This is a genomic window from Vibrio sp. FF266 (assembly GCF_041439695.1).
GTDB classification, from domain to species: domain Bacteria; phylum Pseudomonadota; class Gammaproteobacteria; order Enterobacterales; family Vibrionaceae; genus Vibrio; species Vibrio tasmaniensis_A.
This window is the reverse complement of the sequence record NZ_JBGOOO010000002.1, coordinates 264,018-280,316: the sequence shown is the minus strand read 5'-3', so window position 1 is coordinate 280,316 and position 16,299 is coordinate 264,018. Positions and strand designations below refer to the sequence as shown.

Below are 16,299 nucleotides of genomic sequence, written 5' to 3'. Positions count from 1 at the left end.
TCTCCCTTAATTTATTCTTTTTGCATGTTACTGTAAGCCAATCAATAAACACAAGACATTAAAGTGGCTTACCAGCAACATCTGCAGTAAATATTGTCGTATGTTTGAGGTAAAACGACTTATAACCGCGTTCGACCTAGAATTTGGGTAACCTACACTCAATCTAGCGAATAGCTCAGCACTCGATGTCAGTAACAAGTAAGCAATACTCTCACACCACTCTTTGAATTTTGAACACTCTAAATATTCCTATTACTTGTTACATATTTGAAGCAAAGTACCTCATAAAAGCCCCAAGCACACACTTATTCCTCTAGCTAACTGTGCTAACATGCATGAATCAATGGAATATAAGAGACGTGATTTTATGACTCAACATCTAGTAATCACAGCTGTGGGCACAGATCGCCCAGGTGTATGCAACCAAGTGGTTCATTTAGTCACCCAATCAGGCTGTAACATTATTGATAGCCGTATCGCTCAATTTGGCGAAGAATTTACGCTTATCATGCTACTGTCTGGAAAGGCAAACAACATCACCCGCGTTGAAACCACCCTGCCCTTGCTTGGACAAGAGCACGACTTGATTACGATTATGAAGCGAACCTCAACTCATGATGTTATTGAGAACTCTTACACAGTAGAGGTGTTCGTTGAGTCAGACGATAAAATCGGCCTTACCGAGCAGTTTACCCAGTTCTTCGCAGACCGAAACATCGGCCTCGATTCGTTAAGTGCGCGAACCATCAATAAATCTAAAGTTCAGCTCGACAACGACCAATTCCATATCTCTATTACCGCTTCTGTGCAATCAGAATGTAATTTGATGCAGCTACAAGAAGAATTCGACGCGCTGTGTCAGAGCCTATCCGTACAAGGCTCGCTCAACTTTATCAAAAACAGTTTTTAAAAAGGAAATATCATGAATACGCTAACGGCTGGTGTTCCAGCACCTGCTTTTTCTCTTCCAGATCAAGATGGCAATATCGTATCTCTTGGTGACTTCAAAGGTAAAAAAGTCCTTTTCTATTTTTACCCAAAAGCAATGACTCCAGGTTGTATTGTGCAAGCGGAAGGCCTGCGTGATATCAAAGCACAGCTTGATGATCTGAATGTGGTTGTTCTAGGTGTGAGTGTTGACCCAGTTAAACGCTTACCAAATTTCGTTGCGAAGAAATCTCTGAACTTCACACTTCTATCTGATGAAGACCACAGTGTTGCTGAACAGTTTGGTGTTTGGGGCGAGAAGAAATTTATGGGCAAAGTGTACGACGGTCTTCACCGTATTAGCTTCCTAATTGATGAAGAAGGTCAGATTGAACATGTCTTCAACAAGTTCAAAACAAAGACTCACCACGAAGTGGTTCTAGACTACTTCAATCCAGAAGCTTAATGTTGATTTTAGTGAGTTGATTCTCTAAATTCGCACCTAGCGAATCTAAATACACTACTCACTACTAAGCCAAATGCCAAAAGGCCGAATATCATGGATATTCGGCCTTTTTGTACTTATTAAAATTGATAGCGCATTCAAATTGATAGCGCGTTCAATTACGATTGGTGTTCAGGGTCATCATCGAGAGCGTGACTCGGTAAGGCATTCCAAACCGCTTTCACTAGCGTGGCTAGAGGGATCGCAAAGAACACTCCCCAGAACCCCCACAGTCCGCCAAACACCAACACCGCTACAATAATCGCTACTGGGTGTAGGTTCACTGCTTCAGAGAACAGAACAGGAACGAGCACGTTACCATCTAACGCTTGGATAATACCGTAAGCGAGAAGCAACCAATAAAACTGAGGTTCTAAGCCCCACTGGAACAGGCCAACAATCGCGACTGGAACGGTCACAGCCGCCGCACCGATGTAAGGAATCAATACCGAGAAACCAACCGCAACAGCCAGCAGTGCTGAATAACGTAAATCCAGAATCGCAAAGGTTACGTAGCTGACACCACCGACGATCAAAATCTCAAGCACCTTACCGCGAATGTAATTTGAGATTTGTTGATTCATCTCTACCCAAACCTTGGTCGCTAGACGACGGTTCTTAGGCAGAACACCACTTGCCATACTGATCATCTCTTCTTTGTCTTTCAAAAGGAAGAAAATCAGCAGCGGTACAAGAATCAGGTAAACCGCAAGCGTCGCCAAACTAACAAGAGAAGCTAAAGAGCCCTTCACAACGCTTTCGCCAAAGCCTAATGCTTTGTTTTTCGCATTGGACACAATCGATTCTACGATCTGCAGGTTTGCTAGTTCAGGGTAACGCTCAGGAATGGTTGCGATGAACTTCTGTAAGCCACCATACATGCTTGGAATATCATTGATAAGGTTACCTACCTGTTCCCAAATCGTTGGTACTAGACCAAACAGCGCAAGTAACATCACGCTAAAGAACATTAAAATCACCAACATCACTGATGGGGTTCTTGGAACACCGAGTCTTTGAAGTTGAGTAACCGGCCACTCAAGCAGATAAGCCAAAACAATAGCCACCAAAAGTGGGGCAATGAGGTGACCAAAGAAGTAGATCGTAATAAAGCCGAAGAGAATGATGGCAACCAAGCTGACAGCATGGGGATCAGAGAAACGTCGTTTATACCAACGATTGACCATTTCAAGCATTTGACTGCAATTCCTTTTTAGTGACGAGGAGATGATGGTAATTAGAGCAAACCTCTACGATGACGTCATAGGCTTGCTTAGACAAAAAAGTAACAATATCTTTCATCGAGCTGTTATCAGAGACATAAATTGACAATGATTGCCCTACTTCTAACTTTACACTGTGACGCTTGGCTAATAATAGTGCCATTGGACAGCGCTCTTGGCGTAAATCTAGAATATTAGGTGTCATTCTTTAGCTCGATGCTTATTATAAGGGTCGTATTGTAATCTGTTTTTGAAAACGCGCCATCATTCATTCATCTTCCTTCATGATAGCGCACGCACTTGATAAAGGTTACATCAGATAGAGAACCAATTTGCATTGCACTTGTCTTACTGTCAGAAGAAACGGAGTATTACTGACTAATATGTTTAAACGCGCTCGCTCAATTGCTTGCTTATGCATCGCAGCTACATTAAGCACTCCAACGTTGGCAAATACCAATGGTTTGGAGCTTCCCGATATCGGCACCGCGGCTGGCGGCACACTCACTATCGACCAAGAACTTATCTATGGTGATGCCTACATGCGCATCATCAGAAGCAGCCAGCCTATCGTAAACGACCCGGTTCTAAACCAATACATTGACACGCTTGGCCATCGCCTTGTTGCGAACGCAAATGATGTAAAGACACCTTTCCAGTTCTTTATGATCCGTGACCGAAACATCAACGCTTTTGCTTTTTTTGGTGGTTATGTTGCTTTGCACTCAGGTTTGTTCTTGCATGCACAGTCTGAAAGTGAACTCGCTTCCGTATTGGCGCACGAAATCGCGCACGTTACCCAGCGTCACTTAGCACGTAGTATGGAAGATCAAGCTCGCCGCTCTCCTGCAACCATCGCAGCACTGGCCGCTTCTGTATTATTAGCGATTGCAGCACCAGAAGCCGGTATCGCAGCGATCACTGCAACAACTGCTGGTAACATGCAAAGCCAAATAAACTACACCCGAAGTAATGAAAAAGAAGCCGACCGCTTTGGCATCAACACGCTGGCAAAAGCAGGGTTCGATGTAAACGCGATGCCACGTTTCTTTGGTCGCTTAGCTGATGAATACCGCTATGCAAGCACACCGCCACCAATGCTATTAACTCACCCGTTGCCTGAAGACCGAATCACAGATTCACGCGCTCGTGCTCGTAGCTATACCCCACTAAAACTGGCTCCGTCATTGGATTACCATTTAGCAAGAGCCCGTATTGTTGCGCGCTATGCTGGTATCAATAATGATGCAGCTCTTGATTGGTTTGAGCGAAAGCTGAAGAAAGCCCCCAAAGCCTTGGTTCCATCATTAGAGTATGGACAAGCACTGGTTTACCTAGATTCAAAAAAACTAGATAAAGCAGAACCGATTCTGACCAAGCTGATGAATAGCGACCCAACCAACTTGTTCTATCTGGATGCTATTTCAGATCTGCACATTGAACAGAAAAAGCCTGAGATTGCGATTAAAGAACTTAAGTCAGCACTTGAGCGTCAACCAAACAACTCAGTTCTAACCATAAACTACGCCAATGCACTGATCGAAAATGAAGACCTACAGGAAGCCGTTCGCGTGTTGCAACGTTACACGCACGATAACCCGAACGACACCAATGGGTGGTACCTGCTTTCAAAGGCAAATACAAACCTTGGTAACAGCGATGAAGAACTGTCTGCTAGGGCAGAGATCTTGGCACTGCAAGCCAACTGGAACAAAGCGATTCAGTACTACACGCAGGCGAGCCAAATCGCGGAACTAGGCAGCCTAAAACAAGCACGTTATGACGCTCGAATTGATCAACTAATGATACAGCGCGAACGCTTCTTATCGTTGCAATAAGTATAATGACTGGTAGCGAAGCTCGTTGCCAAAATACAAAGAAAGCTCGACGTTACACAATAAGAAGCCACTCAGTTGGCTTCGACTGAACGATTAAATCAAAAACAATAATGAGGAAGAACCATGTCTGTCGTGATTTATCATAACCCACGCTGCTCAAAGAGCCGTCAAACTCTCGAACTGCTTGAAGCAAACGGCGTACAGCCAGAGGTGATCAAATACCTAGATACGCCTTTGACTGTTGAACAGCTGAAAGTGCTTTTCACTCAGCTTGGTTTTGAGAGTGTTCGCGACATGATGCGTACCAAAGAAGCGGATTACAAAGAAGCGAACCTTGGTGACGCATCAGTGACTGATGAAGATCTTTTCGCTGCGATGGCAACGAATCCAAAACTGTTTGAACGTCCAGTAGTTGTCGCGAACAACAAAGCAAAAATTGGTCGTCCACCAGAACAAGTACTAGAGATTCTGTAATCCAATATGAGCATCAACATTCTTGTTCTCTACTATAGTCGACACGGCAACACCCAAGCGCTAGCAAGGCAAATCGCTCGAGGGGTGGAATCCATCCCGAACTGCGAAGCCATGCTAAGAACGGTGAACAACGTGTATACGGTAGAAGAGCAGCCGGATTCGCGCTATCAACCAACAGATCCTATTGCGACCTTACAAGATCTCCGTTCTTGCGATGGTTTAGCACTCGGCAGCCCAGTATGGTTTGGCAATATGGCAGGGCCAATGAAGCACTTTTGGGATAGCACAACATCGTTATGGATTAATGGCGATCTCATCGATAAACCAGCTTGTGTATTTACTTCCTCTTCATCACTACATGGTGGTCAAGAGACGACACAGCAAAGCATGATGCAGCCTCTACTTCATCATGGCATGTTAGTCGTGGGCATCCCCTATTCAGAACCTGCGCTGCACACCACTCAAACCGGTGGCACACCTTACGGTGCAAGCAGCACTGGAGAGAGCGCTTCATTAAGCAAAGAAGAAATTGAGTTGGCGAAAAACCTAGGCAAACGCGTAGCGCGCATCGCTATTAACCAGAAGGGAATGCCTCAATGATGTATATGTCAGAGAGACCGATGTCTCCCAAAACCAAGCTATTTCGCTACCTTGCTTTAACGGGCAATTTGTCGCTTTTATTCTGGGTGGTTGCTTGGCAGATGACACTTTCACCGCACCCTCACCTCAGTAATGTAACACTGGCGATGGCTTGGGCTATACCGCTGTTACTACCATTACCGGGAATATTATCGGGCAAACCTTATACGCATGCTTGGGCGAATTTCGTCTTAATGCTCTACTTCCTACACGCGTTAACTATTATGTATGTAGACGGTGGAGAGCGCTTGTTAGCCGCTGTAGAACTGCTTTTGACGACTCTAGGCTTCGCAGGCAATATATTATTTACCCGTTTTAGAGCCAAAGAGTTAGGCATCAAGTTGAAGCGCCTTTCCGAAGTAGAAAAGAAAGAGAAAGCTAAATTCGAGCAATAATATTGATTCGATGCTCTAGATCTGACATGACAACAGATAAACAAAAAGCCCTGCGAGATTTCTCTTGCAGGGCTTTTTTCATGATTTCATATCAATCTGTCATGTCGGTAGACGATTACGAGCGAACCCATTCGTATACCAAGCTTGGCTTAGCATGTACTGGCGCTGTAACTGGTAGCGCTTCCTCGTCAGATTCACCTAGCGTCACCTCAGTTGTATTTGTTAGCTCAGCACCTGTAGATAACTCACTGCCTTTCATCACTTGAACGCTTGGCGTAGTTTCATTGCCCATCGCATCAGTAACAACAGCAGAGTTATCGCCTACAGACATAATGTTATCTTGCGCTTCAAATTCTGGGCTCACTTCAGGTTCGATATAAGACTCTTCAACCTTCGCGACTTGGCGAATGCTTTCAACTTCTTGTTCAAACTCTTGTTGGGTCGATAACAAATGAATTCGGAACGTCACTTCATTGTTTTGAATTTGTAGAATATCTAAGCTTGCCACCGAGTTTAGACGCTTCAGTGCATTCTCCAATTGGAAGAAGTCTTGCGCGTTATTCAGGCTGATAAACTGCGTTAAGATTGATTCCGAAGATTCACTCGCAACCGTTACTGCACTCTTACTCGCGTAGTAGTTACTGATTTGGTCAACAAGCTTCTTAGAAGTCGTCGCGCTGTTGCCCGATACCGAACCACTCACAGGCGATTTTGGCGCGCTCGTCAGTTGGTTTGGTTTTTGATCATACAAAGTCCAGCGTAATCCAGAAGACTGTGCCTTAATCACCAAAACAGCATCAACAGGGTAACGTTGACTCGCGTTGCTAATCGGTGTGACAAAGCTGCCCCACAAATCCGAGGTGGCCACTCCCGTAACATCATCAAAATCACCAACAGGAAACATCAAAGGCAAACCGCGCTCTTTTGCATTGGCTTGTAAGCCTACAGCTAACAGTGAGTTGGAGTGTTCCCAGACAATGTTCTTGTCGTAGTTACTCTCTTCTACCAGCCAAACAAGAATATTTGAGCGAGTATCAGGCCAATACGGTAATTGCGCTTGAGTCAGTAGTGAACGAATTTGAGCACCGTTAAAACGCATACGCAATGTTGATTGGTCATTGCTTTCGCCAAAACTCATTTGAGACATGTACTGCGCACTCTTACGCATCGCCTTTTGAATCGTCTCATTCGACGCGACATCAGTTTGGCCAGTCGCACGTATCAATACCTGCTCCATGCCAGTATTTCTTGCCACTTGTTCTGGTTGTTTGTCTTCAGCGTTAATCGCAACTTCAGCACTAAAGATATCTACTTGAGTTAAGGCATAACTCGGAGAGGCTAATAGTCCCATCAACAACAATGCTATGTAGCGCATATTGATCCTAATATTCAAAGCTTGTGCCTTGATGATAAGCAACTATGGATTGAGGGGCAAGGTCGTTAGCACCCACTGTGTTTAATAACCACAAAATATCACCTGACCATGATAAATCGTTCACTTGTAAACTGAATTTTTCTTATTTTGATAGAGATAAACATAACTAATATAAATAAATTTGATCTATCTGACATAGCAACCGATTGCCAAGTGATAGAATCCCGCGAATTTTATTTTTCGCTTTTCATATAACGACCATTTTTAAGGACATAACATGAAAAATGCTCTGCAAGGTGCGCAAATGCTATTTGTCGCTTTTGGTGCACTTGTACTGGTGCCCCTGCTGACAGGCCTTGATCCCAACGTAGCGCTCTTTGGGGCAGGTATCGGTACCCTTTTATTCCAACTTATTACACGCCGTTCAGTACCTATTTTCCTTGCGTCTTCTTTTGCATTCATCGCACCTATCATGTTTGGCATTCAAACTTGGGGTGTAGGTGCAACCATGGGCGGCCTTATGGCAGCAGGTGTTGTGTATGTATTAATGGGTGCCTTAATTAAGGTACGTGGTGTAGCCTTTATCCACAAACTGCTTCCACCAGTCGTAGTTGGCCCTGTAATCATGGTGATCGGCTTAGGCCTTGCGCCTGTTGCGGTTAACATGGCGCTAGGTAAGACAGGCGATGGCGCGGTTCAGCTTGTTGATGCAGACGCTGCACTGTGGATCTCTTCTATTTCACTGTTAGTGACCATTGTCATCAGTGTGTTCTCGAAAGGCTTCCTTAAGCTACTGCCAATCTTCGGTGGTATTGTCGCAGGTTACATCACAAGCTTGGTTTATGGCGCAGTCGACTTCACACCAGTAGCGCAAGCATCTTGGCTAGCACTGCCAAACTTCACAGCGCCAGAGTTCAACATCAACGCTATCTTCTTTATGGTATTTGTTGCGATTGCACCTGCTGTTGAACACGTAGGTGACATGCTTGCTATTTCTAACGTGACCGGTAAAGACTACCTTAAAAAACCTGGCCTACACCGCACAATTACTGGCGACGGTGTGGCAACAATTGCTGCTTCTATGCTGGGCGCGCCACCAAACACGACGTACAGTGAAGTAACGGGTGCGGTAATGCTGACCAAAGCATTCAATCCAGTGATCATGACTTGGGCAGCAGTAACAGCGATTGTTCTAGCATTAGTAGGTAAGCTAGGCGCACTACTTCAAACGATTCCAGTTCCTGTTATGGGCGGCATCATGATTCTTCTGTTTGGTTCTATCGCAACGGTAGGCTTGAATACTCTAATTCAGAACAAAGTTGACCTACACAAATCACGCAACCTTGTGATTGTCGGCATTACTTTGGTCTTCGGCATTGGCGGCATGGCATTTGGCATCGGCGACTTTAGCCTGCAAGGCGTAAGCTTATGCGGTATCGTGGCAATTCTGCTTAACCTAGTGCTTCCAGAAGAGTTAGGCGATAACACCGTAGTAGACAAAGCCCAAATCGACTAACTGCAAGTCAACAAACTGTTGAGGCTTGTGATCCTCAATTAAGAGCATCACAAGCTAGCAAGATCAAAAAAGGGAGAGCATCGAATGCTCTCCCTTTTTATTAATACGGCTAATTCAGCGAGTTAAGAAACGGTTTAGCGTAACTTAAGCTGAAACCGAATTACTTAGTACCGAAGATCTTATCACCAGCATCACCAAGACCAGGAACAATGTAGCCCTTGTCGTTTAGCTTCTCATCGATTGCAGCAGTGTAAAGCTCAACATCTGGGTGCGCTTTTTCTAGTGCAGCGATACCTTCAGGGGCAGCAACAAGTACCAGTACTTTAAATACTTTACAGCCTTGCTCTTTTAGAAGGTCAAGAGTTGCAATCATAGAACCGCCAGTTGCTAACATTGGATCAACCACTAGAGCAATACGCTCATCAATGTTAGATGCTAGCTTGTTGAAGTATGGTACAGGCTCTAATGTTTCTTCGTCACGGTAGATACCCACGACACTGATTCGAGCACTTGGCATATGCTCTAAAACACCATCCATCATGCCTAGACCTGCACGTAGGATTGGCACTACTGTTACCTTTTTACCTTTAATTTGGTCAACTTCTACTGGGCCGTTCCAACCATCAATAGTTACACGTTCAGTTTCAAAGTCTGATGTCGCTTCGTATGTTAGAAGGCTACCCACTTCTGTCGCTAGCTCACGAAAACGCTTAGTACTAATGTCACCTTCACGCATCAGGCCAATTTTATGTTTTACTAGCGGGTGTTTCACTTCAACAACTTTCATTTCCAACTCCGGCAATATTTAAACAAACCTGTAGATTATACACGAACTGTGGGGTTATTTCAGAATCTTTATTCTAATAAAAAAACCGCGCAAACGTTTGCTCTTCGTAATCAAGCCCTGTTAGAATAGCGCCGTTTTCACATCCAACTTAAGTTCGAGGACTATCCCGTGAGTGGTAATACTTCTTCTCTAAGCTACAAAGACGCTGGTGTTGATATCGATGCAGGTAATGCACTAGTAGACCGTATTAAAGGTGCTGTTAAACGCACTCGTCGCCCTGAAGTAATGGGCGGTATTGGTGGCTTTGGCGCCCTATGTGAACTTCCAACGAAATACAAAGAGCCGGTACTTGTTTCAGGTACTGATGGTGTTGGTACTAAACTTCGCCTTGCTTTGGATCTGAAAAAACACGACACCATTGGTATCGACCTAGTGGCAATGTGTGTGAACGACTTAATCGTTCAAGGTGGTGAGCCGCTATTCTTCCTAGACTACTACGCAACAGGTAAGCTAGATGTAGATACAGCAGCAGATGTTGTTTCTGGTATTGCTGAAGGCTGTGTTCAAGCAGGTTGTGCACTGATCGGCGGTGAAACGGCTGAAATGCCAGGTATGTACGAAGGCGACGACTACGATGTAGCCGGCTTCTGTGTTGGTGTTGTAGAAAAAGCTGACATCATCGACGGCACTAAAGTAGCTGCAGGCGACGCACTTATCGCTGTTGGCTCAAGTGGTCCACACTCAAATGGTTACTCTTTGATTCGTAAAGTTCTAGAAGTTTCTGGAGCTGATAAGAGTGAAGAGCTAGAAGGTCGCACTATCGGTGAACACCTACTAGAACCGACTAAGATTTACATCAAATCGGCACTTAAGATGATTGCAGAGCATGACATTCATGCTATCTCGCACATCACAGGTGGTGGTTTCTGGGAAAACATCCCACGCGTACTTCCTGAAGGTACTAAAGCAGTGATTGATGGCAAGAGCTGGGAATGGCCTGCTATCTTCAACTGGCTACAAGAGAAAGGTAACGTGGAGACATTTGAAATGTACCGCACTTTCAACTGTGGTGTAGGCCTAGTTGTTGCTCTACCTAAAGATCAAGCAGACGCTGCGGTTGAACTGCTGAAAGCCGAAGGCGAAAACGCTTGGGTTATCGGTGAGATCGCAAACGCTGAAGCTGGCGAAGAGCAAGTTGAAATCAAATAAGTGACACGTTCGCTTACTTAGTTAATCAATGAGGACCTTATGGTCCTCATTTTGCTATTAAGCCCACAGAAAACCTTAGTTTATGTAGGTACATTGTAAACAGTTCAGTTAATCAATCGCATGACCCACTCTATGAAAAACAGCCATTCTATGAATAACAGTCACTCTAAGAAAAACATCGTCGTTTTAGTCTCAGGAAGCGGAAGTAACTTGCAAGCAATTTTGGACGCCTGCGAGAGCAATATGATTGATGCTTCAGTTAAAGCTGTCTTCTCAAATAAAGCAGAAGCTTTTGGTTTAGAGCGAGCGAAAACCGCGGGTGTTGACGCACATTCTGTGAACCCAAAAAACTATGGTTCACGTGAAGAGTTCGATCATGAATTGATGATTCAGATCGATGCTTACCAACCCGATTTAATCGTACTTGCGGGATACATGCGTATCTTGAGTTCAGAATTTGTTCGTCACTATGCCGGTAAAATGGTCAACATCCACCCTTCCCTGTTACCTAAATACCCAGGCCTACACACCCACCAGCGTGCCATTGATGCACAAGACAAAGAGCACGGTACAAGCGTCCACTTTGTTACCGAAGAACTTGATGGTGGCCCTGTAATCTTGCAAGCCAAGGTGCCGGTATTTGAAGATGATGATGCTGACATGTTAGCAAGCCGAGTACTGACTCAAGAGCACTGTATTTACCCGATGGTTTGTAAATGGTTTGCTGAAGATCGTTTATCGATGGTAAACGGGAAGGCTGTCTTAGACGGTGAAACATTAGGTACACACGGTTACGCAGAAGAGTAATTAATAAGGTTGTTCTCCCAGAGTAAATCACGGAAGAATAAGCCTTAAAAAACAGAAAACAAAAAGGCCGCTCACTGACTTATTAGTACAGTAAGCGGCCTTTTTTAATCAGAACAAATAATAGTATCGACTAGATTAGCTCAATGGTTCAGTAGGCGCTTGGCTTGCCACCTTCTTCGGAGCATAAGCGACATCTTCCAACGCTTGGTGGTTGTTGCCAATTAACTCTCCAAAATGAAACAGTGCGTACTCACCCGGCTTCATTCTAAACCACTCTTCATTATCTGTTAGAGGTTGAGTTGCAACGACGGTTACCACATCATTGGGCGTAGTTTCTTCTTGGAAGTTAATCTCAACATCTTCATCAATCAGGCTCGCGTTACCAAAAGGAGCGCGTCTTGTTATCCAGTATAAATGGTTCGTACAATAGTTCATCACGTACTCACCGTCACTGAGCAACATATTGAAAACACCTTTCTCTCGTAACTGGTCACAGCACTCAGCGACAAAGCGAAACATACCTTCCATATCTTGAGGAGGTTCAGGAAAACGGTCTTCAAGTTGTTTCAACAACCAGCAGAAAGAGAGTTCGCTGTCCGTCTCACCAACAGGTCTGAATCGACCACTAATCAGATCATCATAATCCGTTAGTTGACCATTGTGAGCAAAGGTCCAGTATCGTCCCCAAAGCTCACGAGTGAAAGGGTGAGTATTTTCTAGATTAACGCCACCGCGGTTAGCTTGACGGATATGACTGACAACAGCTTGGCTCTTAATTGGGTAGTTTTGAACCAGCTCAGCGATCTTTGATTCACAACTAGGATTAGGGTCTTTAAATGTACGAAAACCCTTCCCCTCATAGAAAGTAATACCCCAGCCATCACGATGTGGACCAGTGTTGCCTCCACGCTGCATAAGGCCAGTAAAGCTAAAACAAATATCAGTTGGCACATTCGCGCTCATACCGAGCAATTCACACATGGTTTAATCTACTCCCTATTTAAACCAATGGAGCCACAAACCTAGGCTCCAAATATCTGTAAAACTATTATTCCATTTCTTTTTCAACAAGCTGAATCACAATGTGGATGATCTTAATGTGAATCTCTTGGATGCGATCAGCGTAGCCAAAGTGTGGGACTCGGATTTCGATATCAGCACAACCTGCCATTTTACCGCCATCTTTACCGGTCAGCGCAATGGTTTTCATCCCTTTAGCTTGAGCAGCTTCAATCGCTTTTAGGATGTTGCCAGAGTTACCTGAAGTCGACAAACCAAACAACACATCGCCTTTACGACCGACGGCTTCTACATAACGAGAAAATACGTGGTCGTAGCCAAAGTCGTTACTCACGCAAGACAGGTGACTCGGATCTGAAATCGCAATACCAGCAAAGCCTGGGCGATTTTCGCGGTATCGGCCTGTTAGCTCTTCCGCGAAATGCATTGCATCACAGTGTGAACCACCGTTACCACAAGAAAGCACTTTGCCTTCTTGCTTGAATGAATCTGCAATCATTTTTGCAGCAGCTTCAATTTGAGCAATGTTATGGTCATCACTCAAGAACTTGTTCAGAACGTCAGCAGCTTCGTTCAATTCACTTTTGATTAGGTCTTGGTACATTTGGCTTATCTCTTATGTTTTTTGACGCAACTTAAAGTGCGTGAAATGAGAATTGAGGGTTTTCCCCTCTTTATCACTGAGTTTACCCACAAACATGAAATAGTGTCGACACTTAAGCCCAAAGATTGCCATCTTAATTAACCTCTCACTGTCGATCCGTCCAAATATTCACCACCAACCTCTCACAATTAGAACTTTAACTCTATTGAGATCACTTTTTATTCACTTTGGAGTTTTACAAATATTTAATATTTTGTTTACACTTGACTGGTTAGACCTCTTACCTAAACTTAATAACAATAAGTGATCTCTGAAAAGGAAATCGATCATGAACATATTGCTCTCCCTACTCGGCATGACAGCCATCTTAGGCGTCTGTCTTTACCATAGAGTTAGTCTGGTCCGTGCGTTAATTGTGTTAACTGGCGCAATGGTCGCATTAACCCTGTTTGGCAGCGTGGCAGTCACTGGCTGGCTTTGTTATCTATTGGCCATTGCAATCTTTGCTGTACCAGCAATTCGCCAGACCCTCATTAGCCAAAAAGCACTTTCTTTGTTTAAGAAGGTTCTACCAGCAATGTCTCAGACGGAAAAAGAGGCATTGGAAGCAGGCACAGTATGGTGGGAAGCAGAGCTGTTCAAAGGCAAGCCTGAGTGGAAGAAGCTTCAAAACATTGCGGATCCGAAACTTTCTGAGGCGGAACAAGCGTTTTTAGATGGCCCAGTCAATACAGTGTGTGAAATGGTCAATGACTACCAAGTAACACATGAGCTTGCTGATTTACCACCAGAAGTTTGGCAGTACCTAAAAGACCATAAATTCTTCGCCATGATCATCAAGAAAAAATACGGCGGTTTAGAATTCTCAGCTTACGCTCAGTCGTTAGTTCTACAGAAGCTAACGGGTGTTTCTAGCGTATTATCCTCAACCGTTGGCGTCCCTAATTCGTTAGGTCCCGGTGAGCTATTGCAACACTATGGTACAGAAGATCAAAGAAACCACTACCTACCTCGCCTAGCCGAAGGTAAAGAAATCCCTTGTTTTGCCTTAACTAGCCCAGAAGCCGGCTCAGATGCTGGCTCAATTCCAGATTACGGCGTGGTGTGTAAGGGTGAATGGCAAGGCGAAGAAGTATTGGGCATGCGCCTAACTTGGAACAAACGTTACATCACTCTAGCGCCTGTTGCGACCGTTTTAGGCTTAGCCTTTAAACTGAGAGACCCAGAAGGTCTGCTTGGTGACAAGCAAGACCTTGGCATCACCTGTGCCCTTATCCCTACCGATTTAAAAGGCGTAGAGATTGGTAACCGTCACTTCCCACTCAACGTGCCTTTCCAAAATGGTCCGACTCAAGGTGATGACATCTTCGTGCCTATCGATTTCATCATCGGCGGCCAGAAAATGGCAGGACAAGGCTGGCGTATGTTGGTTGAATGTCTGTCGGTTGGTCGTGGTATCACACTGCCTTCAAACTCAACCGGTGGTATTAAGTCTGCAGCATTAGCAACCGGTGCTTACGCTCGTATTCGTCGTCAATTCAAACAACCCATTGGTCGTATGGAAGGGGTTGAAGAGCCACTGGCACGTCTAGCAGGTAACGCCTATGTAATGGACGCAGCAAGTAACCTAACGGTTGCGGGTATCGATCTTGGTGAAAAGCCTTCGGTTATCTCAGCAATCGTGAAGTACCACTGTACTCACCGTGGCCAACGCAGCATCATCGATGCGATGGATATCGTCGGCGGTAAAGGCATTTGCTTAGGCCCATCGAACTTCCTCGCTCGTGGTTATCAAGGCTCACCAATTGCAATTACGGTTGAAGGCGCAAACATCCTGACTCGTTCAATGATCATCTATGGTCAAGGCGCGATTCGCTGCCACCCTTATGTTCTGAACGAAATGGAAGCGGCTTATTCGGAAAGCAGCGATGCACTTGATAAGTTTGATTCAGCATTAGCAGGACACGTTAGCTTTACTATGAGTAACCTAGTCCGCAGCTTGTGGTTTGGTTTAACCGACGGCCGTGGTTCAGACGCTCCAACACCATCCAATAAAACGGATAAGCAGACACAGCGTTACTACCAACAGCTGAACCGCTACAGTGCTAACCTAGCGCTACTGTCTGATATTTCAATGGCTGTATTAGGCGGTTCACTGAAACGCAGAGAGCGCCTATCAGCAAGACTGGGGGATATCCTGAGTCAACTCTACCTAGGTTCAGCAACACTTAAGCGCTTTGAAAGCGAAGGTAGCCATGCTGAAGATCTCCCATTAGTCCATTGGGGTATGCAAGACAGCTTGCGTCAAACTGAAGTCGCGATTGATGAGTTCTTGGCGAACTTCCCTAACCCTGTGATTGGTCGACTACTTCGCGTTGTGTTAATGCCATTTGGCCGTATCCGTCGTGCACCAAACGACAAGTTGGATAGCCAAGTCGCGCAAATCCTACAAACACCTAGTGAAACACGCTCTCGTATCGGCCGTGGCCAATACTTGGAAGCAACGGAATACAACCCTGTAGGCAAGATTGAAAAAGCGCTAGAAGTGATTCTTCAAGCTGAACCTCTGTTCGATAAGGTTTGTAAAGAAACACATCAAAAACGTGCTTTCTTACGACTCGACCTTGTCGCTCAGTTGGGACTTGAGAAAGGTATCTTAACGCAAGAAGAAGCAAATCTTCTGATTAGCGCTGAGGAACACAGACTGTACACGATTAACGTGGATGATTTCTCGCCTGAGGAGCTTGCAGCAAAGACTCAGTACCCAGACCAATCGATTGATAACGTCGCTTAAGGTCAGAGAAACAAACAAAAACGGGACTCCTATGAGTCCCGTTTTTTTATTCATCACTTCATTGTCACAAATTTTAATGCTTGCTCTATCGAGGCTTGTTCTATCTAAGTTTAGTCTCTCGAGGTTTGTTGTCCCGACGTTTACTCACTCAAGACAACAATCTCAAGACAACTCTAGGGATGCAGA

The 16,299-nt window shown here is 44.8% G+C and carries 16 protein-coding genes; 10 read left to right on the top strand and 6 right to left on the bottom strand.

Going from position 1 to position 16,299, the window contains the following annotated elements:
- The first annotated feature begins 367 nt into the window (after positions 1-367).
- Positions 368-910, top strand: coding sequence for a glycine cleavage system protein R (locus tag ACED59_RS03055; RefSeq protein ID WP_009847377.1), 543 nt, complete (start codon positions 368-370; stop codon positions 908-910).
- 12 nt (positions 911-922) lie between these two features.
- Positions 923-1,393 carry a thioredoxin-dependent thiol peroxidase gene (gene bcp, locus ACED59_RS03050; protein WP_009847378.1) on the top strand — a complete coding sequence of 157 codons (471 nt, stop codon included), beginning with the start codon at positions 923-925 and terminating at the stop codon, positions 1,391-1,393.
- Positions 1,394-1,551: 158 nt separating this feature from the next.
- Here the strand turns inward: bcp and ACED59_RS03045 are convergent, their stop codons facing one another.
- Both ACED59_RS03045 and ACED59_RS03040 read right to left on the bottom strand, forming a co-directional pair.
- Positions 1,552-2,628: an AI-2E family transporter gene (locus ACED59_RS03045; protein WP_009847379.1), complete on the bottom strand. Its 1,077-nt coding sequence runs from the start codon at positions 2,626-2,628 to the stop codon at positions 1,552-1,554.
- Positions 2,621-2,860 carry a sulfurtransferase TusA family protein gene (locus ACED59_RS03040; protein WP_012604576.1) on the bottom strand — a complete coding sequence of 80 codons (240 nt, stop codon included), beginning with the start codon at positions 2,858-2,860 and terminating at the stop codon, positions 2,621-2,623. Before ACED59_RS03040 ends, ACED59_RS03045 begins: the two co-directional genes overlap by 8 nt.
- Positions 2,861-3,038: 178 nt before the next feature.
- Between ACED59_RS03040 and ACED59_RS03035 the strand changes: the two genes are divergently transcribed.
- The 4 genes from ACED59_RS03035 to ACED59_RS03020 all read left to right on the top strand — a co-directional run bounded on the left by ACED59_RS03035 (position 3,039) and on the right by ACED59_RS03020 (position 6,001).
- A complete protein-coding gene (locus ACED59_RS03035) occupies positions 3,039-4,493 on the top strand; it encodes a M48 family metallopeptidase (protein ID WP_009847382.1) in 1,455 nt (484 codons plus the stop codon).
- A 123-nt stretch (positions 4,494-4,616) separates the two neighbouring features.
- On the top strand, positions 4,617-4,967 hold the full coding sequence (gene arsC / locus ACED59_RS03030) for an arsenate reductase (glutaredoxin) (RefSeq protein ID WP_017096833.1): 351 nt from the start codon (positions 4,617-4,619) through the stop codon (positions 4,965-4,967).
- A gap of 6 nt (positions 4,968-4,973) precedes the next feature.
- Positions 4,974-5,567: an NAD(P)H:quinone oxidoreductase gene (gene wrbA / locus ACED59_RS03025; RefSeq protein ID WP_017096832.1), complete on the top strand. Its 594-nt coding sequence runs from the start codon at positions 4,974-4,976 to the stop codon at positions 5,565-5,567.
- Positions 5,564-6,001, top strand: coding sequence for a DUF2069 domain-containing protein (locus ACED59_RS03020; protein WP_017096831.1), 438 nt, complete (start codon positions 5,564-5,566; stop codon positions 5,999-6,001). Before wrbA ends, ACED59_RS03020 begins: the two co-directional genes overlap by 4 nt.
- Positions 6,002-6,116: 115 nt before the next feature.
- On the opposite strand, the gene ACED59_RS03015 is transcribed toward ACED59_RS03020, so the two are convergent.
- Positions 6,117-7,376, bottom strand: a complete 1,260-nt coding sequence (locus tag ACED59_RS03015) for a DUF2066 domain-containing protein (RefSeq protein ID WP_029223800.1) — start codon at positions 7,374-7,376, stop codon at positions 6,117-6,119.
- A gap of 277 nt (positions 7,377-7,653) precedes the next feature.
- On the opposite strand from ACED59_RS03015, the gene ACED59_RS03010 reads away from it, so the two are divergent.
- Complete coding sequence (locus tag ACED59_RS03010) at positions 7,654-8,892, top strand: uracil-xanthine permease family protein (RefSeq protein WP_017096829.1); 1,239 nt, start codon at positions 7,654-7,656, stop codon at positions 8,890-8,892.
- A 160-nt stretch (positions 8,893-9,052) separates the two neighbouring features.
- Here ACED59_RS03010 and upp read toward each other — a convergent pair whose 3' ends face one another.
- Positions 9,053-9,679: a uracil phosphoribosyltransferase gene (gene upp / locus ACED59_RS03005; protein ID WP_009847387.1), complete on the bottom strand. Its 627-nt coding sequence runs from the start codon at positions 9,677-9,679 to the stop codon at positions 9,053-9,055.
- A 168-nt stretch (positions 9,680-9,847) separates the two neighbouring features.
- Here upp and purM point away from each other — a divergent pair, with 168 nt between their 5' ends.
- Both purM and purN read left to right on the top strand, forming a co-directional pair.
- Positions 9,848-10,888 carry a phosphoribosylformylglycinamidine cyclo-ligase gene (gene purM, locus ACED59_RS03000; RefSeq protein ID WP_008222945.1) on the top strand — a complete coding sequence of 347 codons (1,041 nt, stop codon included), beginning with the start codon at positions 9,848-9,850 and terminating at the stop codon, positions 10,886-10,888.
- A 120-nt stretch (positions 10,889-11,008) separates the two neighbouring features.
- Positions 11,009-11,695 carry a phosphoribosylglycinamide formyltransferase gene (gene purN, locus ACED59_RS02995; RefSeq protein ID WP_139137269.1) on the top strand — a complete coding sequence of 229 codons (687 nt, stop codon included), beginning with the start codon at positions 11,009-11,011 and terminating at the stop codon, positions 11,693-11,695.
- A 135-nt stretch (positions 11,696-11,830) separates the two neighbouring features.
- Here the strand turns inward: purN and ACED59_RS02990 are convergent, their stop codons facing one another.
- A complete protein-coding gene (locus ACED59_RS02990; protein ID WP_009847389.1) occupies positions 11,831-12,676 on the bottom strand; it encodes a class II glutamine amidotransferase in 846 nt (281 codons plus the stop codon).
- A 67-nt stretch (positions 12,677-12,743) separates the two neighbouring features.
- A complete protein-coding gene (lpcA, locus tag ACED59_RS02985; protein ID WP_009847390.1) occupies positions 12,744-13,319 on the bottom strand; it encodes a D-sedoheptulose 7-phosphate isomerase in 576 nt (191 codons plus the stop codon).
- A gap of 328 nt (positions 13,320-13,647) precedes the next feature.
- Here lpcA and fadE point away from each other — a divergent pair, with 328 nt between their 5' ends.
- A complete protein-coding gene (fadE, locus tag ACED59_RS02980) occupies positions 13,648-16,113 on the top strand; it encodes an acyl-CoA dehydrogenase FadE (RefSeq protein WP_017096827.1) in 2,466 nt (821 codons plus the stop codon).
- Positions 16,114-16,299 lie beyond the last annotated feature (186 nt).